Origin of the sequence: Enterococcus sp. OL5 (assembly GCF_006491895.1) — a bacterium.
In the GTDB taxonomy this organism is placed as follows: Bacteria; Bacillota; Bacilli; order Lactobacillales; family Enterococcaceae; genus Enterococcus_D; species Enterococcus_D innesii.
In genome coordinates, this window is sequence record NZ_VHIL01000004.1 from 271,222 (window position 1) to 298,033 (window position 26,812).

Annotated in this window: 32 protein-coding genes and 1 other annotated feature; of the genes, 22 read left to right on the top strand and 10 right to left on the bottom strand. The window is 42.4% G+C overall.

Annotation, left to right across the window (positions count from 1 at the left end):
• The first annotated feature begins 284 nt into the window (after window positions 1-284).
• Entirely contained in the window at window positions 285-794 is a 510-nt protein-coding gene (locus FJU10_RS07135; RefSeq protein ID WP_077452494.1) for a QueT transporter family protein, read from the top strand.
• An 82-nt stretch (window positions 795-876) separates the two neighbouring features.
• On the opposite strand, the gene cbpA is transcribed toward FJU10_RS07135, so the two are convergent.
• Complete coding sequence (cbpA, locus tag FJU10_RS07140) at window positions 877-1,515, bottom strand: cyclic di-AMP binding protein CbpA (RefSeq protein WP_077452493.1); 639 nt, start codon at window positions 1,513-1,515, stop codon at window positions 877-879.
• 155 nt (window positions 1,516-1,670) lie between these two features.
• Here cbpA and rpmG point away from each other — a divergent pair, with 155 nt between their 5' ends.
• The 4 genes from rpmG to FJU10_RS07160 all read left to right on the top strand — a co-directional run bounded on the left by rpmG (window position 1,671) and on the right by FJU10_RS07160 (window position 4,286).
• On the top strand, window positions 1,671-1,823 hold the full coding sequence (gene rpmG / locus FJU10_RS07145; protein WP_005229764.1) for a 50S ribosomal protein L33: 153 nt from the start codon (window positions 1,671-1,673) through the stop codon (window positions 1,821-1,823).
• A gap of 12 nt (window positions 1,824-1,835) precedes the next feature.
• Complete coding sequence (gene secE, locus FJU10_RS07150; protein ID WP_005229766.1) at window positions 1,836-2,006, top strand: preprotein translocase subunit SecE; 171 nt, start codon at window positions 1,836-1,838, stop codon at window positions 2,004-2,006.
• A 118-nt stretch (window positions 2,007-2,124) separates the two neighbouring features.
• The gene (nusG, locus tag FJU10_RS07155) at window positions 2,125-2,667 is read left to right on the top strand and encodes a transcription termination/antitermination protein NusG (protein ID WP_005229769.1); all 543 of its coding nucleotides are present in this window, start codon (window positions 2,125-2,127) and stop codon (window positions 2,665-2,667) included.
• A gap of 128 nt (window positions 2,668-2,795) precedes the next feature.
• Entirely contained in the window at window positions 2,796-4,286 is a 1,491-nt protein-coding gene (locus FJU10_RS07160; protein ID WP_140965514.1) for a DUF1576 domain-containing protein, read from the top strand.
• Window positions 4,287-4,434: 148 nt separating this feature from the next.
• On the opposite strand, the gene sdaAA is transcribed toward FJU10_RS07160, so the two are convergent.
• Window positions 4,435-5,307, bottom strand: a complete 873-nt coding sequence (sdaAA, locus tag FJU10_RS07165; RefSeq protein WP_010749448.1) for an L-serine ammonia-lyase, iron-sulfur-dependent, subunit alpha — start codon at window positions 5,305-5,307, stop codon at window positions 4,435-4,437.
• Window positions 5,308-5,321: 14 nt separating this feature from the next.
• Entirely contained in the window at window positions 5,322-5,987 is a 666-nt protein-coding gene (gene sdaAB / locus FJU10_RS07170; RefSeq protein ID WP_005229781.1) for an L-serine ammonia-lyase, iron-sulfur-dependent subunit beta, read from the bottom strand.
• Window positions 5,988-6,306: 319 nt separating this feature from the next.
• Between sdaAB and rplK the strand changes: the two genes are divergently transcribed.
• From rplK to rplL, 4 genes are all read left to right on the top strand, one after another.
• Window positions 6,307-6,729, top strand: coding sequence for a 50S ribosomal protein L11 (gene rplK / locus FJU10_RS07180; protein ID WP_005229787.1), 423 nt, complete (start codon window positions 6,307-6,309; stop codon window positions 6,727-6,729).
• A gap of 100 nt (window positions 6,730-6,829) precedes the next feature.
• Window positions 6,830-7,519: a 50S ribosomal protein L1 gene (gene rplA, locus FJU10_RS07185; protein ID WP_005229790.1), complete on the top strand. Its 690-nt coding sequence runs from the start codon at window positions 6,830-6,832 to the stop codon at window positions 7,517-7,519.
• 63 nt (window positions 7,520-7,582) lie between these two features.
• Window positions 7,583-7,709: a sequence feature (ribosomal protein L10 leader region), on the top strand.
• A gap of 65 nt (window positions 7,710-7,774) precedes the next feature.
• Window positions 7,775-8,275 (top strand): 50S ribosomal protein L10, encoded by a 501-nt coding sequence (gene rplJ / locus FJU10_RS07190; protein WP_016610861.1) that lies wholly within the window; start codon window positions 7,775-7,777, stop codon window positions 8,273-8,275.
• A gap of 61 nt (window positions 8,276-8,336) precedes the next feature.
• On the top strand, window positions 8,337-8,708 hold the full coding sequence (rplL, locus tag FJU10_RS07195) for a 50S ribosomal protein L7/L12 (RefSeq protein ID WP_003127081.1): 372 nt from the start codon (window positions 8,337-8,339) through the stop codon (window positions 8,706-8,708).
• 116 nt (window positions 8,709-8,824) lie between these two features.
• Here rplL and FJU10_RS19020 read toward each other — a convergent pair whose 3' ends face one another.
• Together FJU10_RS19020 and FJU10_RS07205 are read right to left on the bottom strand one after the other, a co-directional pair.
• On the bottom strand, window positions 8,825-8,998 hold the full coding sequence (locus tag FJU10_RS19020) for a hypothetical protein (RefSeq protein ID WP_005231922.1): 174 nt from the start codon (window positions 8,996-8,998) through the stop codon (window positions 8,825-8,827).
• Between the two features lie 148 nt (window positions 8,999-9,146).
• Window positions 9,147-10,166, bottom strand: a complete 1,020-nt coding sequence (locus FJU10_RS07205) for a branched-chain amino acid aminotransferase (protein WP_140965515.1) — start codon at window positions 10,164-10,166, stop codon at window positions 9,147-9,149.
• 210 nt (window positions 10,167-10,376) lie between these two features.
• Between FJU10_RS07205 and FJU10_RS07210 the strand changes: the two genes are divergently transcribed.
• Window positions 10,377-11,345, top strand: a complete 969-nt coding sequence (locus FJU10_RS07210) for a pyridoxal-phosphate dependent enzyme (protein WP_086292668.1) — start codon at window positions 10,377-10,379, stop codon at window positions 11,343-11,345.
• 95 nt (window positions 11,346-11,440) lie between these two features.
• On the opposite strand, the gene FJU10_RS07215 is transcribed toward FJU10_RS07210, so the two are convergent.
• The 5 genes from FJU10_RS07215 to FJU10_RS07235 form a co-directional block, all read right to left on the bottom strand.
• Window positions 11,441-11,878 (bottom strand): helix-turn-helix domain-containing protein, encoded by a 438-nt coding sequence (locus FJU10_RS07215; protein WP_140965516.1) that lies wholly within the window; start codon window positions 11,876-11,878, stop codon window positions 11,441-11,443.
• Window positions 11,879-11,887: 9 nt separating this feature from the next.
• Window positions 11,888-13,438 (bottom strand): ABC transporter ATP-binding protein, encoded by a 1,551-nt coding sequence (locus FJU10_RS07220; RefSeq protein ID WP_140965518.1) that lies wholly within the window; start codon window positions 13,436-13,438, stop codon window positions 11,888-11,890.
• 97 nt (window positions 13,439-13,535) lie between these two features.
• Entirely contained in the window at window positions 13,536-14,354 is an 819-nt protein-coding gene (locus FJU10_RS07225) for a TPM domain-containing protein (RefSeq protein WP_077452486.1), read from the bottom strand.
• Window positions 14,351-15,472: an ATP-binding protein gene (locus tag FJU10_RS07230; RefSeq protein ID WP_077452485.1), complete on the bottom strand. Its 1,122-nt coding sequence runs from the start codon at window positions 15,470-15,472 to the stop codon at window positions 14,351-14,353. Before FJU10_RS07230 ends, FJU10_RS07225 begins: the two co-directional genes overlap by 4 nt.
• Window positions 15,473-15,488: 16 nt before the next feature.
• On the bottom strand, window positions 15,489-16,715 hold the full coding sequence (locus FJU10_RS07235; protein ID WP_077452484.1) for an SPFH domain-containing protein: 1,227 nt from the start codon (window positions 16,713-16,715) through the stop codon (window positions 15,489-15,491).
• A 283-nt stretch (window positions 16,716-16,998) separates the two neighbouring features.
• Between FJU10_RS07235 and dnaX the strand changes: the two genes are divergently transcribed.
• The 12 genes from dnaX (at window position 16,999) to dinB (ending at window position 26,797) form a co-directional block, all read left to right on the top strand.
• Complete coding sequence (dnaX, locus tag FJU10_RS07240) at window positions 16,999-18,720, top strand: DNA polymerase III subunit gamma/tau (RefSeq protein WP_140965520.1); 1,722 nt, start codon at window positions 16,999-17,001, stop codon at window positions 18,718-18,720.
• A gap of 20 nt (window positions 18,721-18,740) precedes the next feature.
• Window positions 18,741-19,055: a YbaB/EbfC family nucleoid-associated protein gene (locus tag FJU10_RS07245; protein WP_081118470.1), complete on the top strand. Its 315-nt coding sequence runs from the start codon at window positions 18,741-18,743 to the stop codon at window positions 19,053-19,055.
• A 14-nt stretch (window positions 19,056-19,069) separates the two neighbouring features.
• The gene (recR, locus tag FJU10_RS07250) at window positions 19,070-19,666 is read left to right on the top strand and encodes a recombination mediator RecR (protein WP_005229813.1); all 597 of its coding nucleotides are present in this window, start codon (window positions 19,070-19,072) and stop codon (window positions 19,664-19,666) included.
• Window positions 19,667-19,687: 21 nt separating this feature from the next.
• On the top strand, window positions 19,688-20,335 hold the full coding sequence (gene tmk / locus FJU10_RS07255; protein ID WP_005229815.1) for a dTMP kinase: 648 nt from the start codon (window positions 19,688-19,690) through the stop codon (window positions 20,333-20,335).
• A 32-nt stretch (window positions 20,336-20,367) separates the two neighbouring features.
• A complete protein-coding gene (locus FJU10_RS07260; protein WP_005229817.1) occupies window positions 20,368-20,697 on the top strand; it encodes a cyclic-di-AMP receptor in 330 nt (109 codons plus the stop codon).
• Between the two features lie 14 nt (window positions 20,698-20,711).
• A complete protein-coding gene (holB, locus tag FJU10_RS07265; protein WP_140965521.1) occupies window positions 20,712-21,644 on the top strand; it encodes a DNA polymerase III subunit delta' in 933 nt (310 codons plus the stop codon).
• A 29-nt stretch (window positions 21,645-21,673) separates the two neighbouring features.
• Entirely contained in the window at window positions 21,674-22,474 is an 801-nt protein-coding gene (locus tag FJU10_RS07270; protein WP_086292659.1) for a stage 0 sporulation family protein, read from the top strand.
• Window positions 22,475-22,493: 19 nt separating this feature from the next.
• Entirely contained in the window at window positions 22,494-22,841 is a 348-nt protein-coding gene (locus tag FJU10_RS07275) for a DNA replication initiation control protein YabA (protein WP_077452675.1), read from the top strand.
• Window positions 22,842-22,913: 72 nt separating this feature from the next.
• Window positions 22,914-23,774: a 16S rRNA (cytidine(1402)-2'-O)-methyltransferase gene (gene rsmI / locus FJU10_RS07280; RefSeq protein ID WP_140965523.1), complete on the top strand. Its 861-nt coding sequence runs from the start codon at window positions 22,914-22,916 to the stop codon at window positions 23,772-23,774.
• A 172-nt stretch (window positions 23,775-23,946) separates the two neighbouring features.
• Entirely contained in the window at window positions 23,947-25,164 is a 1,218-nt protein-coding gene (locus FJU10_RS07285) for an ammonium transporter (RefSeq protein WP_081118474.1), read from the top strand.
• Window positions 25,165-25,180: 16 nt separating this feature from the next.
• Window positions 25,181-25,522 carry a P-II family nitrogen regulator gene (locus FJU10_RS07290; RefSeq protein WP_086292653.1) on the top strand — a complete coding sequence of 114 codons (342 nt, stop codon included), beginning with the start codon at window positions 25,181-25,183 and terminating at the stop codon, window positions 25,520-25,522.
• 150 nt (window positions 25,523-25,672) lie between these two features.
• Entirely contained in the window at window positions 25,673-26,797 is a 1,125-nt protein-coding gene (gene dinB, locus FJU10_RS07295; RefSeq protein ID WP_086292651.1) for a DNA polymerase IV, read from the top strand.
• The last annotated feature ends 15 nt before the right edge of the window (window positions 26,798-26,812 follow it).

Here is a 26,812-nt window from a genome sequence, read left to right on the forward strand (position 1 = left end):
CTTAATTGTATCAGAGAAGGGTGTTACTTTGTAAACAAAAATGATAGTGCTTAACTAAGTAATAAAAGTAAAAAGATTAAATAACACAGCTTTCGAGGGTTTCATCCACAAAACATCCACACAGTTTCTCCAAATTAATATAATAAACGGAAAACAAAAAGAGAACAATGTGCATGGAAAGGTTGATAAAACAATATTCTTGTGTATAATAAGTACTTGTGCGAAGCGCACCGCGGTTCATCAACCATCCCGCGTAATCAAAACTCGGAGAAAGTAGGGATCATATGGAAAAATCAACAAATCTAACCAATCAACGTTTGCGTGTCGTCGCAGCCAATGGGATCATCATGGCACTTTATATCGCTGTAACGGTTCTAGTCGCACCCGTTGCCTCAGGAGCGATTCAATTCAGGATATCTGAAGGATTGAATCACTTAGTCGTTTTCAACAGGAAATTGATGTGGGGTGTCGTCGGCGGGGTTGTTGTGTATAACTTGTTCTTTGGAATGGGGATCTTGGATGTCGTATTCGGTGGGGTCGGAAGCTTTTTGGCTTTAGGAGCGACTGCGCTGGTACAGAAGAAGATTCCAAATGTTTTCTTAAGACTAGCATTTAACACCATTGTTTTTTCATTAAGCATGTTCCTGATTGCGATTATGCTAAATATCACCTTAGCATTGCCTTTCTGGCCAACATTTGCAACAACAGCATTAAGTGAATTTATCGTGATGACGATTACGGCACCTGTGATGTATATTATCAATCGTGCTGTTCGTTTTGATAAACGCGTTTAAAGAAAACTTGTTTTTTGCTTTGATGGTTCTCAAAAAACAAGAAAAAGATCATTCCTAAGAAATGAAGGAATGATCTTTTGTTTTATTCTGCTTTTAAGTCTTCGATTTCTACAACTTTGAAGTTTTTTGCTTCTAGTTGCGTAACGATCTTGTCGCATAATTCTTTTGATGTGTTTGCTGGTAAAGTAATCATCGTACGACGAATAAATTCGTCTTTGCCGATATCCAGTGTGATACAGCTGGCGATACTGCTGTATTTTGCGATTATTTTTGAGATAACCGCTAAGTCGCCTTGTTGACCTGTTGATGCGATCGTCAACACATAGCTTCCTTGCTCAACGCTCCATGATTGTGACAACATATTCAATAAGGAGCTGTGGGTCAAGATGCCGTAAAATTGATTGTTTTCATCTAATACCGCAATATAAGGCAATTCTTTGATCGTAAAGAAAACCTTAAAAAATGAAGAGTTGACATAAATGAACTTCGTCGCATTTTTTAGCAGATAGGTGACGGGTAAAGTCATGTCGCCGCCGTTTGCTTTATGGCGATAGATGTGCATTTTATAAATATTTCCTCTAAAAATCTTTCCTGATTCATCTAGGATAGGCACACAACGATAACCAGACTCTTCTAAAATTGCCAGCGCTTCTTCTAAGGTAGCTGTTTCCTTTACCGTTGTTAAATCGCGTTTTTTGTAAACCATTGTTTTTAATAACATAATTTTCCCTCCCAAATACCCATTTAACACCATTATCATACCACAAAATCAGCAGAAACTATATTTATACGACAGAAAATCAAAAATTGACACAATCTTAATTAAATGGTATTTTTAGTGTTGGAAAACTTTATAAAAAGGGGGAGGACACTAAGATGGCAACGAAAAAAGCTGCTTTGGCTTGTTCTGTCTGCGGATCCCGCAACTATTCAAAATCAGTCAGTGAAGGTAAAAAAGGCGAACGCCTTGAAATCAACAAATTTTGCAAGTATTGCAATCAATATACTTTGCATCGTGAAACGAAGTAAGGAGGGAATCGAATGAAATTTTTGAAAAATGTTGTTGAAGAAATGAAAAACGTTTCTTGGCCATCAAAAAAACAATTACGCAAAGATACCTTTGTGGTGATTCAAACAACCATTATTTTTGCATTGATGTTCTTTGTGATGGACACACTGATTCAAACAGTCTTCAATTGGATCTTAAAGTAAGACTTCTTACTGATAGCGCTAGTCATTTATCGCAAATCATGCTATAATCGCTTTGAGGAAAAACTTCGGTGCAGCTGAGGTTTTTTTATTTTACAAAAAGATGGGGAGTCCGAAAAAAATGGAATCTTTTGAAAAAAATTGGTATGTTCTACATACGTATTCAGGTTACGAGAACAAAGTAAAAGCAAACCTAGAGTCACGTGCACAAAGCATGGGGATGGGTGATTATATTTTCCGTGTCGTTGTTCCCGAAGAAGTGGAAACAGAAGAAAAAAATGGCAAAACCAAAGAAATCGTTCATAAAACCTTTCCTGGTTATGTGCTAGTTGAGATGGTCATGACGGATGAATCTTGGTACGTGGTTCGGAATACACCAGGTGTGACTGGTTTCGTTGGCTCTCATGGTGCAGGAAGCAAGCCGGCGCCTTTATTACAAGAAGAAATCAATTCGATTTTGCGTTCGATTGGTATGAGCACCCGAACAGTTGAGTTAGAAGTAGAAATCGGCGAAACCGTCAAGATCATCGAAGGTGCGTTCTCTGGTTTAGAAGGTCAAGTAGCAGAAATTGATGAAGAGAAACAAAAACTAAAAGTGAACATCGATATGTTCGGTCGTGAAACCAGTACAGAACTTGATTTTGAGCAAGTAGATAAAATTTAACTGCTGGATAGACTAGCATGAACGGCTCATTTACGGTAAAATAACAGTAATGAGAATAAAGTGGACCAATTCGTTGGCCCACTTTTTTTCTCAAAATGAGTAAGCGCTTTATAAGAGGAAGGGGTCCTATGTCAAAATTAGTTGATTTTTTTAGAGTAAAGTTTCACAATGATTTTCATCCCCATACTAAAGGGATGATCTCTGTACATAATGGGTATAGCTTGTTGTTTCTTTTTAATTTGCTACTGTTTTTCTTTGCCATGTTGTTTTTCGATCCAAGGGTGGCAGTCGAAGAGCTCAAGTTGATTTTATTTTCGGAAAGTCATCTTGTGACAGATTATATTGCTATGACTTCTGTAGGGACGGCTTTATTAAACAGCAGTTTGATGACGTTTGTAGCGATCTCGATTTGTTATCATTATCGGGTGCCGATCACAGGCGGTGCGGTGTCCGCTATCTTTATGGTGACTGGGTATGGTTTTTTTGGGAAAAATCTACTAAATTTTATCCCGATATTTTTAGGCGTCCGCCTGTATTCGTATTTTATGAACGAACCACTGAAAAAATTTCTGTTGATCGCCTTGTACGGATCGTCGGTTTCTCCGATCGTCAGCTATTTTGCTTTCAATGATTCCTTACCACCTTATTTTAGTTTAGTGATGGGGTATGGCATTGGAATTTTTACCGGTTTTTTGATGGTTCCCATGGCACTGTACTTTCAAACGCTATTTCAAAGTGTCAGTCTTTACAGTTCGGGGTTCACTTCAGGAATGCTATGTACACTAGTTGCCGCTATCTGTCGGATGTTTGGCCTAACGATCGAGCTGCGAACAATGGTGTCACAAGAACAGCAACCGCGTTTGATTTTCATGATGCTGGTTTTAGGAAGTATGCTCGTAGGCTATGGTTCGCTGATGGCGATCAAGAAAAAACGGTTGAATATGCGAGCGATTTGGTCTCATAGTGGCAAAATCGAACGCGATATCTTACGTGATACCGGCGTTTATAATACGATGATCAATATGGGGTTAATGACATTCTTGTTAGTGGCTTACGTTGTCAGTATTGGTGCGGTTTTAAATGGACCGGTTATCGGTGCGATCTTTTGTGTCATCGGCTTTTCTGCTTGTGGCTCTCATGTGTTTAACTCGCTGCCTTTATTGGCAGGGGTGACGATCGCCAATCTATTGAGTGTATACACCATCAACGAGACGGTTACAGTCACGTCAGCGATTTTTGCGATGATGCTCTGTGCAGTAACGAATGCCTATGGCTGGAAAGGCGGCTTGGTGGTCGGTTTTGTCCACGCCTCAATGGTACTGAATATTGATTTCTTACATGGAGGTTTGAATCTGTATAACAATGGTTTTTCTGGCGGGCTCGTCGCCATGATGATCATTCCCCTATTGGATCTCAGCAAACAGCTTTGGCAAAAATCAGCCGATCAGGTGCCAGCTACCCAGAAAGAAAAAACACAAACAGTCTCGAAAGTACAAGAAAGTGAACAGCCATTAGTCCCATTGGATCAAACAGAAGGAAAACCTAAATTTTCCGAGCCTGTGAAGGTATTAACACCTGTTGCCCAAAAGAAACGCTATGGAGTAAGCGAGTGGGAGTAGAGAAATCCTCAGTGCTGTTTGTTACTTATTTAACAAATAGGAGGGACTTACCTTCCTGAGAAATAGTGAGAAAATGAAAACCAACCAAGAACAAGCAACGATTGGTTGTTCTTGGTTGGTTTTTATTGGTGTTCATTTCTAAAAAAAATCAACGATTGGCTTCTAAGATTTCTGCCTGCAAGCGTTGGGCAGTCGGTGTCATGGCTAGGCCGCCTTCAGCCGTTTCCTTGAAAATGCTAGGCATTTGCCGACCGACTTGATACATCGCTAAGACCACTTCATCTGGTGGGATGACACTTTCGATTCCTGCCAGTGCCATGTCGGCAGAGATAAAGGCTTGGGAAGATCCCAGGGCATTGCGCTTCACACAGGGGACTTCGACTAAGCCCGCGACAGGGTCACAAATCAAGCCCATCATATTTTTTAAGGTGATCGCCACCGCTTGAGCCGCTTGGTGAGGGGTGCCACCTTTTGCACAAACCAAAGCCGCCGCTGCCATTGCACTAGCAGAACCGATCTCTGCTTGACAACCGCCTTCGGCACCGGAAATCGAGGCATTGTTGGCAATCACCAGACCAAAGGCGCCGGCTGTAAACAAAAAGTCGACTTGTTGCGCTCGAGTCAGTGCCAAACGCTCACGCACGGCCATCAATACACCAGAAACAACACCCGCACTACCGGCAGTCGGAGTGGCGCAAATCAAGCCCATTTTCGCATTGACTTCATTGACTGCAATGGCATTTTGGACCGCTTGTAGAATGGTTTCTCCGCTTAAAAAATCACCGGCAGCAAGGTAGTCGTTCATCCGTGTCGCATCGCCACCGGTCAATCCCGTCACCGATTTTACACCAGCGACACCTTCAGCGACTGATTGCTCCATAACAACTAAATTCTTTTCCATGATTGCAAGGATCTGTTCGCGACTACGGCCAGTATTTTCTGCTTCGATTGCAATCATCATCTCTGCAACGGAAGGATAATTTTTACTCTCTGTTACTAATTCTTCTATTGTATAGAACATGTGCCTTTTCTCCTTTAATCAAAATACGCAGCGCTGTAAACGTGTGGCAAAACTTTGATTTGTTGGGCCAGCTGATCATTGCGCTGATCGACTTCGATGATCATGATGGCTTTATCACCGACAGCTTCTCTTGTTACGGTCATCGTACCGATATTGATTTGAGCCTCTGATAGTAAATTGGTTACTTTCGCAATCATTCCTGGAACATCTTGATGGACGATCACATAAGTTGGCGTACCTAGCGTCAGAGAAATTTTGAAGCCGTTAAGCTCTGAGATTTGAATATTGCCACCACCAATCGAAATACCAGTGACGGATAGTTTGTGGCTACCTTTTGTCAAAATCATCTTGACCATATTTGGATGTTCCGCTTTTTCTTTTTTAGGGACGAATAAGACTTCGATCCCTTTCTCATAAGCGATTTTTAAAGAGTCTGCTAGGCGAGCGTCATCTGGCTCCATGCCTAAGAGACCGCCAACTAACGCAATATCGGTTCCATGACCGCGATAGGTTTTGGCAAACGATTCATACAACAGGATATCTACACTGTCTGGCTGTTCGCCAAAAATACTGCGAACGATTTTTCCAATCCGGGCAGCACCGGCTGTATGAGAACTGCTGGGACCCACCATGATGGGTCCGATTATATCAAATACACTGCGGTATTTTAATTGTTCCATTTTTTTCACCTCGAATAGTAGTAAACGAATAGGGAAGAATTCCAGTAGTAGTGTAGCATAAAAAAATGAGAGAATGAAAAAAGCAGACCAAAAGCAAGGGATTTTTATTTATTTTTTTAGCGAAGGAATAACGAAAAGCGCTGGTGAGTATTTTTTCGAAAAAAACAGCTGAAAAACCTTGAATTATTCCTTAAAGATGCTATAATATTCCAGTGTGCTTTCGTCACACGTTTTTTGTGTGTGCACATGAATCACCAAAGTGGGAGGAGAAATTTGGATCTCCAATTAACCACATCACGGACTCAAGGAGGTATGTCTCGTGGCAAAAAAAGTAGAAAAAATCGTTAAATTGCAAATTCCTGCAGGTAAAGCAACACCAGCTCCGCCGGTAGGTCCTGCGCTAGGTCAAGCGGGTATCAACATCATGGGATTCACTAAAGAATTCAATGCTCGTACAGCTGATCAAGCAGGTTTGATCATTCCAGTAGTGATCTCTGTATACGAAGACCGTTCATTTACTTTCGTTACAAAAACACCACCAGCAGCAGTATTGTTGAAAAAAGCAGCAAACGTTGAAAAAGGTTCAGGCGAACCAAACAAAACAAAAGTTGCAAAAGTTTCACGCGATCAAGTAAAAGAAATCGCTGAATTGAAAATGGAAGACCTAAACGCAGCTGACGTTGAAGCAGCAATGCGCATGGTTGAAGGAACTGCACGAAGCATGGGGATCACTGTAGAATAATTACAGCCCTAAGGAAGTAGCTTCTCAGTCGGCTTCATATTGAAAAATATGGGACACGTGGGAGGTTCTACCGTTATAACCACATCAAGGAGGAAACAAAATGGCTAAAAAAAGCAAAAAAATGCAAGAAGCATTGAAAAAAGTTGATGCTACAAAAGCTTATTCAGTTGAAGAAGCAGTAGCTTTGGCAAAAGAAACAAATATTGCAAAATTCGACGCAACGGTTGAAGTTGCTTACAAATTAAACGTAGACCCTAAAAAAGCGGATCAACAAATCCGTGGCGCGGTTGTATTACCAAACGGTACTGGTAAAACACAAACAGTTTTAGTTTTTGCTAAAGGCGATAAAGCCAAAGAAGCAGAAGCAGCTGGTGCTGATTTCGTTGGTGACGACGATATGGTTCAAAAAATCCAAGGTGGCTGGTTCGACTTTGACGTTGTTGTTGCAACGCCTGACATGATGGCTACTGTTGGTAAATTAGGTCGTGTATTAGGCCCTAAAGGTTTGATGCCTAACCCTAAAACTGGTACAGTAACAATGGACGTAACAAAAGCAGTTAACGAAGTAAAAGCTGGTAAAGTTACTTACCGTGTTGACAAAGCTGGAAACATCCACGTACCAATCGGAAAAGTTTCTTTTGAAGATGACAAATTGATCGAAAACTTCAAAACGATCCATGAAACATTGTTGAAAGCTAAACCTTCAGCAGCAAAAGGTCAATACATGAAAAATATCTCAGTTACAACAACATTTGGACCTGGGATCCATGTAGAACAAGCTTCTTTCTAATTTAATACAAAAATTTAAAACTTTTATTGACTTGCCTGCCTTATCTATGGTAAGGTAGTCAAGGTTAAAAGTTTAACTGTACCGAAGACAGTAGGTGGCATTTGCCTTAATTTCCTACCGAGGACGTTTATTGAGAACCTTCAATAGTCCCTCTATGTCTACGGTGGCATAGAGTTTTTTATTGTCTTTTTTTAAGACAAAGGAACCGTTCGTTTCGAAGAAACTCTTCCATCAAAATCAGGAGGTGAAATATAAATGAGTGAAGCAGCTATCGCTAAAAAATCCGCGATCGTTGATGAAGTGAGTGAAAAATTCTCTGCAGCCGCATCTGTAGTCGTTGTTGACTACCGTGGACTAACTGTTGATGAAGTAACTCGCTTACGTAAACAATTGCGTGATGCAAACGTTGAGATGAAAGTTATCAAAAACTCAATTCTTTCTCGTGCTGCTGAAAAAGCTGGTCTAGAAGGTTTAGGTGAAGTATTCACTGGTCCTACTGCCGTAGCATTCAGTAACGAAGACGTTGTTGCACCTGCAAAAATCATTAACGATTTCGCAAAAGACGCAAAAGCTTTAGAAATCAAAGGCGGTATCATCGAAGGCAAAGTTTCTTCATTGGAAGAAATTACTGCATTGGCGAAATTGCCAAACCGCGAAGGACTTCTTTCTATGTTGCTATCTGTGCTACAAGCACCTATCCGCAACGTGGCTTACGCTGTCAAAGCAGTGGCAGAAAAAGAAGAAGATGCAGCATAATTGCCGCATGATTTTTCAGTATTAAAAAACTAAACTACTTACTTAAATGGAGGAAAACAAAATGGCATTGAACATTGAAAACATTGTCGAAGAGCTAAAAGGCGCGACAATCTTAGAATTAAACGATTTAATTAAAGCTATCGAAGAAGAATTTGGCGTATCTGCTGCAGCTCCTGTAGCTGTAGCTGGTGGAGCTGGCGATGCTGGTGCTGCTGAAGAACAAACTGAATTCACTGTAGAATTGACTGCAGCTGGCGATCAAAAAGTTAAAGTTATCAAAGCAGTTCGTGAAGCAACTGGCTTAGGCTTGAAAGAAGCGAAAGCAGTCGTTGACGGAGCTCCTTCAGCAGTTAAAGAAGGCATCTCTAAAGACGAAGCTGAAGCATTGAAAGCAGCTTTAGAAGAAGTTGGCGCTTCAGTAACAGTTAAATAATTTTTCTTAGTGTCAAATCCTTTCGTATGAAGGGGTTTGGCGCTTTTTTTAATAAATGAAATCCCTGCAAAAGGAATAAGCAGCGATCCCCGTTTCTTACTAGCGAGGATCACTGCTTATTTTTTTCTAAATTGTTGGAATAAGAACACAAAAATAAAAAAGAAAAATGCTTCCCACAATGTTGTGGTCCAGCTAAAACTGCGGTTGATACCAAAAACGAGATTACCGATATTGGAAACCACCAAATACAATGCTGTTGCTAGCAAAGAATAGCCGAGTCGTTTGCCCATCATTACGCCTCCCTTTGCTATGATTGTAACAAGTCAAAAGAGTTGTGGCAATCAATTCTAATGCAGTGATGATAAATTGATCGATAGAAAGAGAAAAACCGAACGATCACAACGGATCGTTCAGCTGAAGAGGATATACACGGTTCGCTTAACCCAATGGGACGTCAAAGATCCAACCAGTTGGTGCGGCAATGTCTCCGAATTGAATGCCGGTCAATTGGTCATACAATGCTTTGGTTTGTGGACCAACTTCTGTTTCGCTATAGAACACATGGAAATCCTCACCGTTTTGGATCCCGCCAATCGGAGAAATAACAGCAGCTGTTCCGCAGGCACCCGCTTCGACAAAACGATCCAGCTCATTGAGATAAACATCACCTTCAACCGGGGTCAATCCTAATGAATGTTGCGCTAGATGCAGCAATGAATATTTTGTGATACTTGGCAAAATAGAAGGAGATTTTGGTGTCACAAATTCATTGTCAGCCGTGATCCCGAAAAAGTTGGCAGAACCGACTTCTTCGATTTTGGTATGTGTTTCTGGATCAAGATAGATGCAGTCGGAAAATTTCCGTTGATGGGCTTCGTATCCAGGCAATAAACTCGCCGCATAATTTCCGCCAACTTTGGCTGCACCAGTACCATTTGGTGCCGCGCGATCATAATCAGAAACAATGAAATTCGTCGGTGTCAATCCGCCCTTAAAGTAAGGACCGACAGGCATACAAAAAACCGTAAAAATGTACTCTGGTGCTGGACTAACACCGATGTTTTCTCCGACGCCAATCAATAGCGGACGAATATACAAGGTGGCGCCGCTGCCATAAGGCGGAACATATTCCTGATTTGCTTTCACTACTTGTTTTACCGCATCTAAGAAGAAGTCCTCAGGAACCTCTGGCATGCGCAGACGATAGGCACTGCGGTTCATCCGTTTGCTATTTTCGTCTGGACGGAACAAATTGATGCCGCCATCTTTTCTTCGGTAGGCTTTTAGTCCTTCAAAACATTGCTGTCCATAATGAAGAGCGGTTGATCCCTCGTGGATATGCAGATAATTATCCTCGGTAAGTTCGCCTTCATTCCAAGAACCGTCTTTCCATGTTGCCAAAAAACGCCATGGCGTTTTGATATAAGAAAACCCTAAATTTGACCAATCGATTGTCATTCGTTCACACCCTTTTTTAATTTTTCTAAGTATAGCACTTCAGAAAAGAAATGTCATTATTTTCTGAAAATTCTTCTGTAAGAATATTTGGTGACATTGACTTGTAAAGAAAGGGGAAGTGATCTTTGCTTGTACGAGTTCCCCAGATTGTTTTTCTACAAGTTCTGTGCTTCAATGAGAGTATAAAAAAACAAAAAAGGGGGAACGTTTGTGATTGAGGAAGTGTTGACGGACAGTCTAGGGATCGCTGCTGCGTATCGACGATTGAAACCAATCATGATCCATACACCACTTGCACCAAGTAATATTTTAGGTAAAGAAAAAGAGGGCACGATATTTTTGAAATTAGAAAATCTACAGCGCACCGGCTCCTTTAAAGCGCGTGGGGCGTATAACAAACTCGCTTCATTGACTGATGCAGAAAAACTTCGCGGTGTCATTGCCTGTTCTGCAGGAAATCATGCACAAGGTGTTGCCCTCGCCGGATCGTTACTGGGGATCAATGTCCGAATCTTTATGCCATTGACGGCTGCCAAAACAAAAATAGAGGCGACAAGAAGCTATGGCGCACAAGTCGTTTTAGCAGGAGAGACGTTTGATGAAACCAAACAACTGACACTAGAGGCCATGAAAGACAGTGGCGAAGTATTTGTCTCTCCTTTTGATGATCGTGCAGTAATGGAGGGGCAAGGAACGATTGCAATCGAACTGTTGGAGGATCTTCCGGATGTTGATAATGTCATTATTCCCATCGGCGGTGGTGGGTTGATCGCTGGGATCGCTTTAGCCTTAAAAGAACTTCGTCCAGAAGTCAAGATCATCGGCGTTCAATCCTATGGCGTTTATGGCATGATCGCCTCACTTTGGCAGCAAAAGCTAGTAGCCAATCGCCGTAGCCGAACGATCGCCGACGGCTGTGATGTCGCTTTGGCAGGGGAGCTGACCTATGATGTTTTAAAGACCCGTATCGATGAAACAGTCTTAGTTGAAGAATCCGACATCGAACAAGCGATCCATTACTTGGCTTTGAAGGAAAAAGTCATTGCAGAAGGTGCCGGTGCATTAAGTACGGCGGCGATTTTAAGTGGACAGATCGATCATTTGCTTCGAGGAAAGAAAACTGTGGCATTGGTCTCCGGCGGAAATATTGATTTCTCTGTGTTTAAGGAAATCATCTGAGTGCAACAAGCCTTCCAAAAAAGAAAGAAGAGACCTGATTAGACATTCTCCTAATTGGGTCTCTTCTTTTAAATTCAAAGCAGGTGCTCAGATGATTACTTTGGGGGAGAAAGGATTGCTTCGATCCACTGTCCAAAGGTTGTTACATATTTCAAGGGTCCGACCAATGTAAATCGTGCCATCGTTGGGTTGATTTTTTCAAAGTAAAAACGCCGACTTTCCCCTGAGTAAAGTGCATTGAATTCATCAATAACGATTTTTTTTTGCTGTTGTAGCAATTCCTCTGATTCAATAAAGAAATCAATGGCAAGTAAGCTTTCGGGTATCTGTTTTTCTGAACGTATTGAAGCAAAAGAAAGCAGGGGATCTTCAAATGGTTCGCCCATCAACGAAGCCACATCTTTGTAAGAAAAGCGCCACTGCCCGCCAATTTTTGTCCCTATAAGTTGGTTGGTCTTTTGATAATTTCGTATGGTTCGAGTCGTTACGCCCAGTTTTTCAGCGACTTCTTCAACGGTATAATAATCTTTCATCGGTTCCTCCTACAAAGCGATTGTACGATCACAAAAGCGTTGCTCCTCTTTCTTATGACTAGTATAGATGATAATGCGTTTTTCTGCATGTTTTTTTAAACACTTCATAATCTTTTCGGCAGCTTCATCATCAAGGCTGCTGGTAGCTTCGTCTAAAAGAATGATTTCGGCATCACTTAATAAGATGCGAGCTAGAGCGATTCTTTGCTTTTCTCCTCCAGACAAGTCGGCACCATTTTCCGTAAGCCTGCTAGTCCATGAGCGCTGTTGAAAAATAGGCGCTAAAATACCAGAGGTTTCGATAATTGTTTTTTCTTCTTCCGTCATTTTTCTTCCCCATACAAGATTTTCTTCAATTGTCCGAGAGAGAATCGTAGGGTCTTGAGCAAGGTAGATGGTTTTATCTGTTTCAGGGTTTCTTGGCTTGATGCGTGTACTCTTCGTTGAAAGCGAAATTCCTTCTGATGGATAAAGGCCAGCAATTGCCTTTAAAAACGTTGATTTTCCTTTTCCTGAAGCGCCAGCCAAGTAAATATGTTCACCAGGCTTCAAGGTTTCTTCAATGAGAAAGGAAAAGCTGTGGTTGCCAATTGATACGACAGGGTGGTCGAAAGTAAGACTCAGAGTAGCTTCACTCGTTTGGTTCCAGCAGTCATCGGGAGCAGCCAATTCTTCGTTAACAAAACGTTGATTGGTCCTCAGAGTAGCGGTATCAAGATTGATTTTCGTTAAACCACTTAACGCAGAAAAGTAAATGGGTAATAGTACGCCAATCAAAATCAACGCAGAGGTTGGCAGTTCATCTTGTAATATTCCTTGAATCATAAACAAATAGATGCCGATCTGGGCGATCTGATTGATCGCATTAAGGACTAAACTAGTCGTTTGGGCAAATGTATTGGTGTTTGCTAATGTTTGATACATCGATGACAATTGAGAGGAAAACAGCTGCTCATGAACAGCGTCACTCCATTGCTTCATTGTATCAATATGGGACAATGTTGTTAACATTTCCTTATTGCTGAGAGCAAATGCTTCTTGTATATTTTTCATCTTAATACTCAACTGTTGATTGATCCATCGAAACCCAAAAACATTGATGGGAAATAGCAATAGTAAAATGAAACCCAGTAAATAATGCAATTGGAAACACAAAAAAAGTGGGATCAGCAATAAGAAAAAGCAGCGAATAGCTTCGCTAAAACTACCGCAAATAAACAAGTATAAGGAATCAACAACGCCAAAGATGCGGTTTAATAGATAAGTGGGCTCCTTTTCAGAGAGCTCAACATAACTCTTCCTTTTCATTTTTTTTAACAATTCTAAGAGATGGCGCACATTCATCGAAGCTGCATAGCGCTCTTTCATCACAATCAATAAGAATTGCGCGCAATAAGTAATGCTTAATATGAACGCTAATAAGCCGACGAGATGATCAAAGCGCAGTGCGTGATCTTCTTGTAGAAGCAAAGGGAAAGCGAGGTTTGTCAGGACAGTCAAAAAAACTAGCAAACTACTCAAACTGATAAAAAGTTTATTGTTTCTAATAATTTCAAACATAAAATCAACTCATTTCCTATATTTTCCTAAATGGTAGATGTTTTTATGAAAAATGTCAACAAAAAAAGAGTTCCTGATTAAAGGAACTCTTGAAAAATCAAAAGCTGCGTCCGCCGCCACCGAATGTACCGCCACCGGAAGAGTGGGTCGTACTGCCGCCACCGCCGCCAGAAAAACCACCGCCGCCTCCACCATTATTCGAAGGACGGGGGATGCGTCTGGTTGTGACAAAGGAATTGACTAAGCGATCTTCTTTTTGGGTTAGATCAATACTTGATTTTTCTAGATAGTTAAATTTGTAGCCGCCCATTTTTAATTGATAACGGGATTTAACAATGATGAAAAAGGCGATACTGATCACTGCCGCGATCGCTAAGCAAATAGCAATTTCTAGTGGCGTTATCACTTTGTAATAAGTAATTTTTCCGGTATCACGATCGATACGATAGTGATCGGCAGGAACACCCGCTTCCACAAAACTTTCTGCTTTTTGCAGATAGACCAATGCCGCTTGATAATAATTTCCCTCTGCCATCTGGTCAAATACCGCATCAAGTAGCTTATCTAGACGTGAATCGGTAAGATAATCGATCATATTTCCGGAAGTAGAAACGTGAAATTCCCGTTGCGCCATATCGATCACCAATGCCGAACCGTTGTTGTCATTGCCGATCCGTCTTGAAAGATATCGATCAGTGTACAACTCGATATCTCCCGTATTGCTGTTCGTTGTTTGAATAAAAACTTCGCCTTTGATCTTCGCATTCAGCGCTTCTGCTTCCTCGTTCAACTTCTGGATCTCTTGTTCGGTAAAGAGTCCAGCGTGGTCTGCGACTGTCTCTTCGGCTGCGAAGGCGGGCAGGGTGGTTAAGAAAAAGCCAACCAGTAGAAGCAACAAATAAGATAGTTTTTTCATAAGAAATACGCTCCAATCAATGCGAGGATGGTCGTTGCCGCGAAAATGGCGCCACTGACGATTCCCAAGCGTTTGTAACTGATCGGTAAAACACCGCTGACTTTTCCTGTTTGCCCATTCATCGCATAATAAAAGGCACTCTTGTTTTCATCATCGGCTCGATAGGTCACTAGCCATACAGGAAGCAAAACGTAGTTGTTTTCTTCTTTTGTTAGATTGATGGATCGATTGTTGCGTTTAAAACTAGTATAGCCATTGACGGTGCCTGCTAGCAGGTTTTCAGCATAACCCGATAATTCGTTTTTGACTTCGTCGGAAAGATCGATGTACTCAATGTCTCTTTTTTCTGCTTGGAAGCCGGCTAAATACTGACTGCGAAACGCAACGGCTTTTTCAAGGGGGAACGGTTGAACGCCAGTTACCATTTTTTGTTGGACGTTTTTTGACAGTGCATGCTTGAGTAATTCGTTCACCTTGATTTTGCCTCGCCGCAAGACGTCGTATTGTTTATGCTCAGTATATTCAATGTCACCAACCCGCCAAATACGCAAGGAGGTACCCATTCCTGAAAGCGAACCATTCATCTCGGCATCGACGACCCAATAAGGGAAGTATACGCCAGTCAATTTCTCTACTTGTGCTTGGTCGAAGAAATCCCGTGGGACGAATTTTTTCTTTTGCGCCCATTCTAAAAACTTTTTCGTTGCTTCTTCTTTTTCGATCGCAAAGGGAAGGACTTTGTTTGGCAAAAATTCTCCCGAAAGCCGACCAGACAAAACGACCGGATTATGGCAAAAGTAGCAATAGGTTGCAGCTGTAGTCGCATCCGTCACGATTTCAGCACCGCAGCTGGGGCAGGTGAAAAGGTCCATCTGTCCTGCTTGTGCATCGGCTTGCTCTCTAACTTCTTCTTGAAGGGACGGTTCGGTCTCGGTCGCTGCAGAAGGATCTGAGACAGGAGTATCGGCCATCTGCGCTTCTTTTTGCTTTTCTTCAAAGGCAGTGACTTCGTCTTCAGTAAAAATACTCAGACAAAATGGACAATGAAATTTTTGATCGCCAGGATCAAAGGTTAAAGCGCCCCCACAATTGGGGCACTTATGTGTGATAACATCCATCAGCAATCCTCCTCAATTAGTCTACTGGGACACCTTTGAAAGGTTTGCCGCAATTCGGACAGAATTTTGGAATACCGTTGGCTAAATCGATCACTTCACCACAATCGCTGCATTTCATTTTTAGGCTTGGTCCATCGCTCGTTGGTTTTGGCGTCCCGCAATTGCTGCAGAATTTACCAGTATTAGAGGTGCCGCATTGTGGACAGTCCCAATGATCTGCGTTGGTTTGTGCGGAAGCCTGTTGCTGCATTTGCTGTTGGTTGTTTTGTGACGCTTGGTTCAAATAACCGCCACCAGCGTTCATCCCCATGCCCATGCCAACAAACCCAGTCGTAGCCCCAGCGGCATTGCTACCGGCAGATTCCATACCACGAGCAACCGAACCTTGAACATAGCCTTCACGAATCGAAGGGTCGCCTAACATTGCCCCTTGGTTCCGCATGTTGATCAGTTTTACGGAATCATCCGTATAAGAGATGCTTGCGACAGCAACCGAAACGATTTCCATTCCTCGGAGTTCTCGCCAGCTGTCATCAAGAACCGTTCCCATATATTTGCTTAATTCCATACTCTTAGATGGAACGTAAGAAATTCGTTCGCCATCTGCTGACATTTTGTTGATCGCTGTTTGTAGGGCGGTCAAGAATTCAGCTAAGTACTGCTCATTGATGTCGTTAATATCGACTTGACTTTTGTTTTTGGGGATCGCATTCGTATAGAACAAAATTGGATCGGTAATTCGTAAGGAGTAGTTTCCGTGCGCCCGCAAGAAAAGTTCTGCGTTATAAAAGTTGTCAAAATAATTCAAAGGCGATGAAGTACCGAAGCGAATTCCTTTGATTTCTTGTAGATTGATATAAAAAACTTGTTGTTTTTGCGGTGTAACGCCACCAAACTTAAAGCGGTCGAAGGTTTCAGAAATCGCATCTTTCAATGAACCATTCAACATCGAAGGCGCTAATTCGTTTTTCACTGTATAGTAGCCTTCTTCGGCGGTATAATCGATGATTCGCCCGCCATCAACCAATAACATCATCATATTCGGATAGACATGGATCACTGAGCCATCAGTGATGACATCTTCCGTGCCTTTTCTGTTGGCACCGCGTTTGTCATTACGCCGCACTTTGACACCTTTTGTCATTACTGTCGAATCACTCATATTGTCAGGCTCGATCACCTCTAGCCATTGATCTGCTAATCCGCCGCCAATTGTGCTTGTTGCCGCTTTGATAATACCCATTTTCAGTCCTCCTTTAAATTGTTTTCATCACAATAGATGAACATAGATTCATTATACCATAGGAGGAGAGATATACGTTATCAGTCTAAAGTTGGAGAAGAGGAATGGTCTTTTTTCTTGAAAATAGGGAGGAACAAAAGGATATAGTGAGTGAAAGCGCGCGGAATGGCTCTTCGAATTAAATTTCCATTTCTTTTGAGATTCCACCACGCAAACGGTGGTTTTTTTAGCTGATATTACGTATAATAGAAGGTAGCGAATTTTGAAATGAGTGTGGAAAACTATGGCCTATCAAGCATTATATCGTGTTTGGCGTTCTCAGCGTTTTGATGATGTTGTCGGACAAAAAGCAATTACCCAAACCTTAAAAAATGCAATCGATCAAAACCAGATCTCGCATGCCTATTTGTTTACGGGTCCTCGAGGAACCGGGAAAACAAGTGCAGCGAAAATTTTTGCCAAAGCCATCAATTGTCCAAACCGGGTCAACGGTGAGCCTTGCAATGAGTGCGACATGTGTCGCTCAATCACAGCAGGGACGCAAGAAGACGTGATCGAAATCGATGCGGCAAGCAACAACGGTGTAGAAGAAATTCGCTTTATTCGTGATCGTGCGAACTATGCACCGACCCAAGCTGAATACAAAGTTTATATCATCGATGAAGTGCACATGTTGTCGACAGGGGCCTTCAACGCGTTACTAAAAACATTGGAAGAACCAAGGAAAAATGTTGTCTTTATTTTGGCAACAACAGAGCCCCATAAGATTCCAGCAACGATCATTTCTCGTACCCAACGCTTTGATTTCAAACGGATCAATACGCAAGACATCGTGGGTCATTTGGAAACGGTCCTTACTACTAGTGAGATCAATTACGAAGCAGAAGCTTTACAGATCATTGCGCGAGCCGCAGAAGGCGGGATGCGGGATGCCTTGAGTATTACCGACCAGGCGATCGCTTTTAGTGATGGAACCTTAACGACCCAAGATGCTCTAGAAGTGACGGGCAGCTTGTCCTATGAAATGATGGACCGTCTGATGCAGGCTTGTGGGGAAAAAGAAGTTGCCGATGCGTTAGCGACCTTGCGGGAGTTATTAGCCTCTGGTAAAGAAGCCCGCCGCTTATTGGAAAACTTGTTGGTTTATTGTCGAGACTTGCTGATGTATCAACAAGCGCCGCAGCTGCTATCTGAAAAGTCGCTGCAGTTGACGGAAGCGTTTCAAACACTGGCAAAAAATACCCCGCCAGCAAAGATCTATCACTGGATCACGGTCTTAAACGATACGCAAAATGAAGTACGATTTACCAACAATTCTACGATTTATTTGGAAGTGGCTGTGGTCAAATTAGCCAATGATCCAGAAAGTGCTGCTGTTGCTAGCAATTCAGCTGACAATAGTCAAGAAGTGGCGCAGTTGCGGCAAGCACTGCAAAAGCTTCAAGCAGAGGTACAACGACTGCAAGAGAATCGACCAGCGGGTGTTGTTGCTGAGACCAACGCGCCAGTGAAGAAAACCAAGGCGACCACTACGTTCCGTTTACCAAAGGAACGCGTGTTCCAAGTACTGAAAAGTGCCACGAAGAAAGACTTGGCAAATGTTCGTAATGTCTGGGACGATCTTTTGATGTCTCTTTCCGTGACGCAAAGAGCGATGCTCCACTCCAGTGAAGCAAAAGCTGCCAGCGAATCGGGCGTCGTGATCGCTTTTGACTATGAGATCTTATGCCAACGAGCAAGTAACGACCAAGAGTTTCAATTGATGATCCATAATCAATTGTCCCGTATGATCAAAGACTACGCGCCGCAGGCTGTCTTTATTACAAAAGAAAGTTGGCCGGCGCTAAGACAAGAGTTTTTGGCTGGCGGTCAAGCAACGGAAGAGTCGGAAATTGAAGTAGAACAAGAGGATACCGAAGTGGTCTCTGTCGAACCTGAAAATGATGACTTAGTAACCAAAGCGCAAGAGTTATTTGGTGAATTAACCAGCATTGAAGAAAATTAATGAAAATGGAGTGATGGATAATGATGCGAGGCATGGGAAATATGCAAGGCATGATGAAACAAATGCAAAAAATGCAAAAAGAAATGATGAAAGAACAAGAAGCGCTGAACAGCAAACAATTTATCGGCGAATCGACAAATGGCTATGTCAAAGCGACCTTTACTGGCGATAAGACGTTACAAGACATTGCTATCAATGAAGCGATCGTTGATGCAGACGACGTGGAAATGCTGCAAGATATGATCATCCTAGCAGTAAACGATGGTTTAAAGAAAATTGAAAAAGAATCGGAACAAACAATGGGCAAATATACACGAAACATTCCGGGTCTATAAAAGGAGAAATGACGGTGCAATATCCTGAACCGATCGCCCGATTGATCGACAGTTACATGAAACTGCCGGGAATCGGCCAAAAAACCGCAACACGTTTGGCGTTTTATACGATTGATATGAAAGAAGAAGTCGTGAATGAGTTTGCCAAATCACTGCTTAGTGTCAAACGAGATTTGCACTTTTGTAGTATCTGTGGAAATATAACGGAAGAAGATCCTTGTGAGATCTGCAGTGATCCCACAAGAGACAAAGAAACGATTTTAGTGGTGGAAGAGCCTAAAGATGTGATGGCGTTAGAAAAAGTCCGCGAGTATCATGGACTTTATCATGTGCTTCACGGTGTGCTATCCCCAATGGAGGGAACCGGACCAGAAGATATCAACATTGCATCGCTAATACAGCGGCTGCACGATGATCAGGTCAAAGAAGTGATAATTGCGACCAATGCGACCACGGAAGGTGAAGCAACGGCGATGTATATGTCGCGTTTGATTAAGCCTGCTGGTATTAAAGTCACGCGTTTGGCTCATGGGTTATCTGTGGGCAGCGATATTGAGTACGCGGATGAAGTGACCTTGCTTAAAGCAGTAGAAGGTCGCCGAGAATTATAATAGATATTGGAGGCAATTAGGGTGAATGGATTATTTATAACCATCGAAGGACCTGATGGCGCTGGTAAGACCAGTGTGATCGAAGAGTTGTATCCTCGATTACAGCTCGAAGCAACAAGAAAAATCGTCAAGACAAGAGAACCTGGCGGAGTCAAGATTGCTGAAAAGATACGTAAAATTATATTAGATCCTCGAAATGAGGAAATGGATGAGCGGACAGAAGCCTTGCTTTACGCAGCAGCTCGTCGACAACACTTGATTGAGGTTGTCCTGCCGGCATTGAATGCCGGGCACATCGTGATCTGTGACCGTTTTGTCGACAGTTCGTTGGCTTATCAAGGAGCTGGCCGGCGGATCGGGATTCCTGAAATCGCCCGGATCAACGAGTTTGCGACGGAGGGAACGACCCCTGATTTTACGTTGTACCTAGATGTCGACTCAGATACTGGTTTGCGACGCATTCAGGAAAACCGTGCCCATCAATATGACCGTCTTGATTCGGAAGGATTGGAGTTTCATCAACGCGTCCGTCATGCGTATCTAAAGCTGGCGGAAGAAAATCCTGTACGCATTCATAAGATTGATGCTAGAATGGGGTTACAAGAAGTTGTTGAATCCAGCTATTCAGCAATCGTTGAATCGTATCCTGCTTACTTCAAATCAATCTAAGGTAGGCTGGATAACACAAAGGAGATGGTCCCATGAAATTAATTATGGCAATCGTACAAGACAAAGACAGTAATCGTTTGGCAAATGAGTTTATTGATGCCAATATCCGTGCAACAAAATTGTCATCAACAGGTGGGTTTTTAAAGGCTGGTAATAGTACCTTTATCATTGGTATTGAAGATGATCGTGTGCAAGATGCGTTAGAATTGATCAAAAAAACCTGTCAATCAAGAAAGCAGTATGTCTCGACACCGATGTCTCTAGATATATCCTTAGATGGTCAAGTTCCTTATCCAGTCGAAGTCGAAGTTGGTGGCGCCACCGTATTCGTACTACCAGTTGACGGATTCCATCAATATTAAAAAAGGAGCATTTCATGGAGAAGTTATTTCTACAAGAATATCAGCCTCTTGTTTTTGCCCAACTAAAAAAAAGTATCAAGCATGGGCGCATTGCTCATGCTTATCTTTTTGAAGGGGACAAGGGGACTGGCAAGCATGAGTTAAGTCTATGGCTCGCAAAACGCCTTTTTTGTACCGACGTGCAAGAAGAAGCACCTTGCGGGAAATGCAGTAACTGTGTGCGGATTGCTCAAGGAGAGCATCCGGACGTTATCCAAATAGAACCAGATGGACAGATGATCAAAGTTGATCAGATTCGGCAACTACAAGAAGAATTCTCAAAAAGCGGTTTTGAGAGCCGTTTAAAGATTTTTATTTTGTCTCAAGCAGATAAAATGAACAACAGCGCTGCCAACAGTTTATTAAAGTTTTTGGAAGAACCGGTGGGAAACTTTTTGGCAATCTTAGAAACGGAGAGCCTTGGTCGTATTTTGCCAACCATCCAGTCTCGCTGTCAGATCATTCATTTCTCTCCTTTGTCAAAAGAAAAACTGCAAGAAAAGTTACAAGAAGAGGGACTTTCTAAAGAGACAAGCCGACTTCTAAGCCACTTGACCAATAGTTATCATAAAGCAGTTGAAATCTCGCAAGATGAATGGTTTAATGAAACTAAGGATGCTGTTAAGCGTTGGGTGAATTACCTTTTGAAGAAAGATCCGCAAGCATTTATTTTTGTTCAGAAAAAATTATTGGGTCTAGCAAAAGAAAAAAATCAGCAATCAGAAATCTTTTTGCTCTTGTTATTTTACTTTCAAGAGGAGCGGGATCGATTGTTGGCGCAAGGTTTATGGGGAAAAGAGATCAATCGTGCCATTGAAGCCGCATTGCAAGCACAAAAAAAGCTGCAAGCCAATGTGTCTTTTCAAGGTGTGGCAGAACAATTTTCCGTGAAAATCATCTATGGATAATATGCAGCAGCCGGAAAAGGAGACCAGAGATGATCGAAGTTGTCGGAGTGCGTTACCATGACGTAGGCCAGATTTATTTTTACGCACCGAAAAAACAGACCTATACCATAAATGACCAAGTTATCGTGGAATCACAAGATGCCAAATGTCTTGCTACGGTGGTTACCAAAAGCAGAAAAATGGACGAAAGCGATCTGCCTCAGATAGTCAAACCGATTCTACGTCGGGCGACGAAGAAAGATTTGGAACAAGCGGCAGCCAATCAACAAGCGGCAGATGAAGCCTTAAAAATCGGAAAAGAAAAAATCCGGGCGCACCAGCTGCCGATGAAACTGATTCGAGTAGCTTATACCTTCGAGCGAACAAAGCTGATTTTCTCGTTTACCGCAGAAAGCCGTGTTGATTTTCGTGAATTAGTCAAAGACTTGGCAAGTGAATTTCATACTCGGATCGAACTGCGCCAAATCGGCGTCAGAGATGAAGCCAAAGCACTAGGGGGAGTGGGTCCTTGCGGGCGAAAACTGTGCTGTGCGACGTTTCTAGGAGATTTTATTCCCGTATCCATTAAGATGGCTAAAGATCAAGGACTTTCTTTGAATCCTACGAAAATCTCAGGATTATGCGGTCGCTTGATGTGTTGTCTTAAGTACGAGAGTGAAGAGTATGAGCGGGCAAAAAAAGAATTGCCGGATCGCGGCAAGGAAGTTGAAACGCCAGATGGCAAAGGACGTGTCGTTGGGCTGGATCTGTTAAGCCGGGTGATCAAAGTTCGTTTGCATGATCGGCAAACACCAATCGAATATGATTATGAAGAGCTAGTGACAAAATAAGTAGGTGACCATAATGAGCATGGACAAACGATCAATATATGACGGATTGAATCAGTTAGAATCGGAGTTGCAAAATTCCTTAAATAATCTAGCAGAAATGAAGCAGTCTTTGCAAGAAATCGTCGAAAAAAATACGACATTAGAATTGGAAAATCAACGCTTACGTGAACACATTCGTGAGTTGAACCAAGTGGCAGATGCACCTGCTGAATCGGTCAAGCAGGAACTTTCTAAATCACGGATGAATTTAGAAAAGATTTACGAAGAAGGATTTCATGTTTGTTATGACTTATACGGTTCTCGCAGAGAACATGACGAACCTTGTGCATTTTGTCTAGAAGTGATCTATCGTGAAAGCGGCAAATAACTGACTGACAGTCTAATAGGTTCGTTAGAAAAAGATCAGTTTCCACTGGTCTTTTTTCGAAAGGAGCAGTACATGCAAAAGCAACAAAGTTATAAACAAGATACTGGAAAACTGTATCTTGTTCCGACACCGATCGGGAACTTGGAAGATATGACGGTCCGGTGTGTCAAAATTTTAAAAGAAGCGGACCTGATCGCAAGTGAAGATACTCGTAATACTCAGAAATTGTTGAATCATTTTGAGATCACGACACCGCAAAAAAGCTTACATGAACACAATTATAAAGAGCGAGTTCCGCAGTTGGTAGAACAGCTGCAGATGGGCAAGACCATTGCCCAATGCAGCGATGCTGGTATGCCCTCCATCAGTGATCCGGGGCATGAATTAGTCAAGGCGTGCTTGGTCGAAGGAATTGCGGTGATTGCGCTTCCAGGACCTACGGCTGGTTTGACCGCTCTGATTGCTTCTGGCTTATCACCGCAACCAAACCTCTTTTATGGCTTTTTACCTCGTAAGAAAAAAGAACAAAAACAAGCCTTGAGTGAATTAGCGACCCAGAAAGCAACGATGATTTTCTATGAATCACCCTATCGAATCGCTGCGACGATTGAAACGATGCAAGAGGTATTTGGTGAACGGCAGGCAGTCATCTGCCGTGAATTGACGAAAATCCACGAAGAATACTTGCGCGGAACTTTTTCAGAACTGACTGACTATCTAGAACAGCAGTCAATCAAAGGAGAATGCTGTCTGTTGGTGGAAGGGTCTTCTGAAATACAAGAAATTGTTTATGAAGGAAGTTACGCAGAACAAGTGGCTGCCTTGATGCAAGAGACCGAATTGTCCTCAAAAGAAGCGATCAAAGAAGTGGCTAAGCGTAATCAAGTAAAGAAACAGCTTGTCTATCAAGCCTATCACCAAATAGAAGAGTAATCATACCGAGACTTCTCTCGGTATTTTTTTGTATCAAACGCCTACTTATGTGATATTATCTAACATATAAAGTCAGCTATTTTCAGAAAATTCATGTTTTTCTCAGAAAAATCTAGATTATTCGAAAATATGGTGTTAGGATAGCTAACATATAGAAAGGGAGGCGTATAAAATGGATACAGGGAATATTGCATTTATTTTAATTTGTAGCGGTATGGTTTTTCTAATGACTCCAGCATTGGCATTTTTTTATGGAGGATTGGAACGACGCAAAAACATCCTCAATACCATGATGATGGTGATTTGTACGATGGGCTTGGCGTCCGTCCTCTGGGTCGCTCTAGGGTATACATTATCCTTTAGCGGGACAGGATCATTTATTGGCAATTTAGACAAAGTCTTTTTCAATCATGTTTCGATGTCAGAAGGAGAGGGAATTCCTGAAGGGTTATTTGCTGCCTTTCAAATGATGTTTGCTTTGATCACAACGGCGATCATCACTGGATCAGTTGTTGGCAGAATGCGGTTCTCTGCTATTTTCCTATTTATTGGCTTCTGGCTGGTTTTCGTGTATTTTCCAATGGCGCATATGGTGTGGGGCGGCGGCTTCTTAGATGCGATCGGCTCGATCGACTTTGCAGGAGGCAATGTCGTTCATATCAGCTCAGGAATCAGTGGGTTAGTCTTAGCGATCGTTGTCGGCAAACGACGAGAATTTCATCAAACGGAATATCGACCTCATAATATTCCATTCGTTGTTCTAGGAGCGGGATTGCTATGGTTCGGTTGGTTTGGCTTTAATGCCGGCTCTGCTCTAGCAGCTGATGGCCTAGCGATCCACGCCTTGATGACCACGAATACGGCAGCAGCCAGTGCGATGCTGTCTTGGATGTTGATTGAAAAACTCGTCGTGGGCAAACCGACGATCGTCGGTGCTTGTACCGGAGCAGTGGTGGGCTTAGTTGCGATTACTCCAGGGGCGGGGTTTGTCTCCCTTTGGTCTTCCTTTATCATTGGCGCTTTAGTCAGTCCGTTTTGTTACTTCTTTATTTCCGTCATCAAACATCGATTAGGCTTAGATGATGCATTGGATGCCTTTGGTTGTCATGGGGTAGGCGGAATCTTTGGCGGTTTGATGACCGGGATTTTTGCTGATCCAGCTGTTGGTGGACATTCAGGATTGCTTTATGGCGGTATTGATCTTTTTATCGCACAGGCCGAAAGTATCGTATTTACGATTTTGTTCGCTGGTATCCTATCCTTTGTCATTATCACCTTGATCAAATGGGTGATGCCGATTCGGGTCTCTCAGCAAGAAGAAGCGGTGGGGATGGATCGGATCGAACATGATGAAACGGCCTATCCTACCTTTATGGGGTTAGATTCTTAAGAGTGGAGGAGCAGTCATGAAAAAAGTTGAAGCGATTATTCGCCAAGAAAAATTAGAGGAGCTAAAAGCCGCATTGGATCAATCGGATCTGATCAGCGGGATGACGGTCAGTCAAGTCCTCGGATGTGGCAATCAAAAAGGCCTAAAAGAGTTTATTCGTGGCCAAGAAGTGATCACGACTCTTTTACCAAAAGTAAATGTCCGTTTCGTTTTAGCAGATGAAAAAGTTAACGATGTGATTGAGTTGATTTTATCGATCTGTCGAACAGATGAAGTCGGTGATGGCAAAATATTCGTCTACCCGTTGGAAGAAGCGATTCGGATTCGCACCAATGAACGAGGGGAAGCCGCCTTATAACAGAAATTCTTAGACTATGAACCTTGCAGCAAAAGCAGTAAACGTAGAGGGAAGGACCAATGAAAATTGGTCCTTTTTGCGTGCTTCGCTTGATTCCTTGCTTGATAGGGAACCTCTGTTCGTTTATAATGAGAAGTGAGGTGAGCAACGATGTCGGAACTGCAATTTCCCTTAAAAAATGATACGAGCCGCAAAATTATTCATATTGATATGGATGCTTTTTTTGCTTCGGTGGAAGAACGGGATGATCCTGAGCTGGCCAAGCATCCCCTCGTGATTGCCCGTCACCCAAGTGATACTGGCGGACGAGGAGTGGTCACGACAGCGAATTATTTGGCGCGACAATATGGTATCCATTCGGCAATGAGTGCGCAAAAAGCCTACGAGCTTTGTCCGCAAGCGATTTTTAAACCGGGGAATCATCAGAAGTATCGTGAAGTGTCCCAGCAAGTCAGAGAAATTTTTCACCGATACACCGACATCATCGAACCAGTTTCTATCGATGAAGCGTATCTAGATGTGACAGTTAACAAAATCAACTGTCCTTCCGCGATCAAGATCGCTCGTTTGATTCAACGAGATATCTGGCAAGAGACTCATTTGACCTGTTCGGCGGGTGTCAGTTACAACAAATTCTTGGCAAAACTATCTTCCGATTATCATAAACCACGAGGATTAACGGTGGTGATGCCGGATGAGGCAGTAGCCTTTTTACACCAACTACCCATCGATAAATTTCATGGGATCGGGAAGAAAACTGTCCCCAGGATGCATGAGTTAGGCATTTTTACAGGAGCAGATCTATACGCTTGGAGTGAGATGGCGTTGATCCGCGAATTTGGCAAAATGGGGTATTCCTTGTATCGGAAAGTTAGAGGAATCCATGATTCACCAGTCAGTGTGACCAGAGAACGAAAATCAGTTGGAAAAGAGCATACATACGGCAATCCATTAACTAGTGAAGAACAAGTTTTGAGCCAATTACGGGCTATCGCAGAAGAAGTCGAAAGATCACTGAAGCGCACACAAAAACATGGCAAAACAGTCGTGTTAAAAGTCCGTTACAGTGATTACTCTACGATCACCAAGCGAGTGACCTTGCCAACCTATGTTCATAAAAAAGAACAGCTGTTTTCCGAAGCAAGTCTGATCTGGGAAGAAATTTTAGGTTTGGAAAAAGGCATCCGTCTTTTGGGGATCACCGTCACAAATCTTGATCCACTGACCTATGAAAATATCGTACTGCCCTTATGGCAACTATCTGACGAGCAGTAGGTAAAAGAGGAGGAG

Excerpts from the sequence above, each read along its gene's own strand:
- FJU10_RS07135 (WP_077452494.1), top strand. The coding sequence starts at position 285 with ATGGAAAAATCAACAAATCTAACCAATCAACGTTTGCGTGTCGTCGCA.
- cbpA (WP_077452493.1), bottom strand. The coding sequence starts at position 1,515 with ATGTTATTAAAAACAATGGTTTACAAAAAACGCGATTTAACAACGGTA.
- rpmG (WP_005229764.1), top strand. The coding sequence starts at position 1,671 with ATGGCAACGAAAAAAGCTGCTTTGGCTTGTTCTGTCTGCGGATCCCGC.
- secE (WP_005229766.1), top strand. The coding sequence starts at position 1,836 with ATGAAATTTTTGAAAAATGTTGTTGAAGAAATGAAAAACGTTTCTTGG.
- nusG (WP_005229769.1), top strand. The coding sequence starts at position 2,125 with ATGGAATCTTTTGAAAAAAATTGGTATGTTCTACATACGTATTCAGGT.
- FJU10_RS07160 (WP_140965514.1), top strand. The coding sequence starts at position 2,796 with ATGTCAAAATTAGTTGATTTTTTTAGAGTAAAGTTTCACAATGATTTT.
- sdaAA (WP_010749448.1), bottom strand. The coding sequence starts at position 5,307 with ATGTTCTATACAATAGAAGAATTAGTAACAGAGAGTAAAAATTATCCT.
- sdaAB (WP_005229781.1), bottom strand. The coding sequence starts at position 5,987 with ATGGAACAATTAAAATACCGCAGTGTATTTGATATAATCGGACCCATC.
- rplA (WP_005229790.1), top strand. The coding sequence starts at position 6,830 with ATGGCTAAAAAAAGCAAAAAAATGCAAGAAGCATTGAAAAAAGTTGAT.
- rplJ (WP_016610861.1), top strand. The coding sequence starts at position 7,775 with ATGAGTGAAGCAGCTATCGCTAAAAAATCCGCGATCGTTGATGAAGTG.
- rplL (WP_003127081.1), top strand. The coding sequence starts at position 8,337 with ATGGCATTGAACATTGAAAACATTGTCGAAGAGCTAAAAGGCGCGACA.
- FJU10_RS19020 (WP_005231922.1), bottom strand. The coding sequence starts at position 8,998 with ATGGGCAAACGACTCGGCTATTCTTTGCTAGCAACAGCATTGTATTTG.
- FJU10_RS07205 (WP_140965515.1), bottom strand. The coding sequence starts at position 10,166 with ATGACAATCGATTGGTCAAATTTAGGGTTTTCTTATATCAAAACGCCA.
- FJU10_RS07215 (WP_140965516.1), bottom strand. The coding sequence starts at position 11,878 with ATGAAAGATTATTATACCGTTGAAGAAGTCGCTGAAAAACTGGGCGTA.
- FJU10_RS07220 (WP_140965518.1), bottom strand. The coding sequence starts at position 13,438 with ATGTTTGAAATTATTAGAAACAATAAACTTTTTATCAGTTTGAGTAGT.
- FJU10_RS07225 (WP_077452486.1), bottom strand. The coding sequence starts at position 14,354 with ATGAAAAAACTATCTTATTTGTTGCTTCTACTGGTTGGCTTTTTCTTA.
- FJU10_RS07230 (WP_077452485.1), bottom strand. The coding sequence starts at position 15,472 with ATGGATGTTATCACACATAAGTGCCCCAATTGTGGGGGCGCTTTAACC.
- FJU10_RS07235 (WP_077452484.1), bottom strand. The coding sequence starts at position 16,715 with ATGGGTATTATCAAAGCGGCAACAAGCACAATTGGCGGCGGATTAGCA.
- dnaX (WP_140965520.1), top strand. The coding sequence starts at position 16,999 with ATGGCCTATCAAGCATTATATCGTGTTTGGCGTTCTCAGCGTTTTGAT.
- FJU10_RS07245 (WP_081118470.1), top strand. The coding sequence starts at position 18,741 with ATGATGCGAGGCATGGGAAATATGCAAGGCATGATGAAACAAATGCAA.
- FJU10_RS07260 (WP_005229817.1), top strand. The coding sequence starts at position 20,368 with ATGAAATTAATTATGGCAATCGTACAAGACAAAGACAGTAATCGTTTG.
- holB (WP_140965521.1), top strand. The coding sequence starts at position 20,712 with ATGGAGAAGTTATTTCTACAAGAATATCAGCCTCTTGTTTTTGCCCAA.
- FJU10_RS07270 (WP_086292659.1), top strand. The coding sequence starts at position 21,674 with ATGATCGAAGTTGTCGGAGTGCGTTACCATGACGTAGGCCAGATTTAT.
- FJU10_RS07275 (WP_077452675.1), top strand. The coding sequence starts at position 22,494 with ATGGACAAACGATCAATATATGACGGATTGAATCAGTTAGAATCGGAG.
- rsmI (WP_140965523.1), top strand. The coding sequence starts at position 22,914 with ATGCAAAAGCAACAAAGTTATAAACAAGATACTGGAAAACTGTATCTT.
- FJU10_RS07285 (WP_081118474.1), top strand. The coding sequence starts at position 23,947 with ATGGATACAGGGAATATTGCATTTATTTTAATTTGTAGCGGTATGGTT.
- FJU10_RS07290 (WP_086292653.1), top strand. The coding sequence starts at position 25,181 with ATGAAAAAAGTTGAAGCGATTATTCGCCAAGAAAAATTAGAGGAGCTA.
- dinB (WP_086292651.1), top strand. The coding sequence starts at position 25,673 with ATGTCGGAACTGCAATTTCCCTTAAAAAATGATACGAGCCGCAAAATT.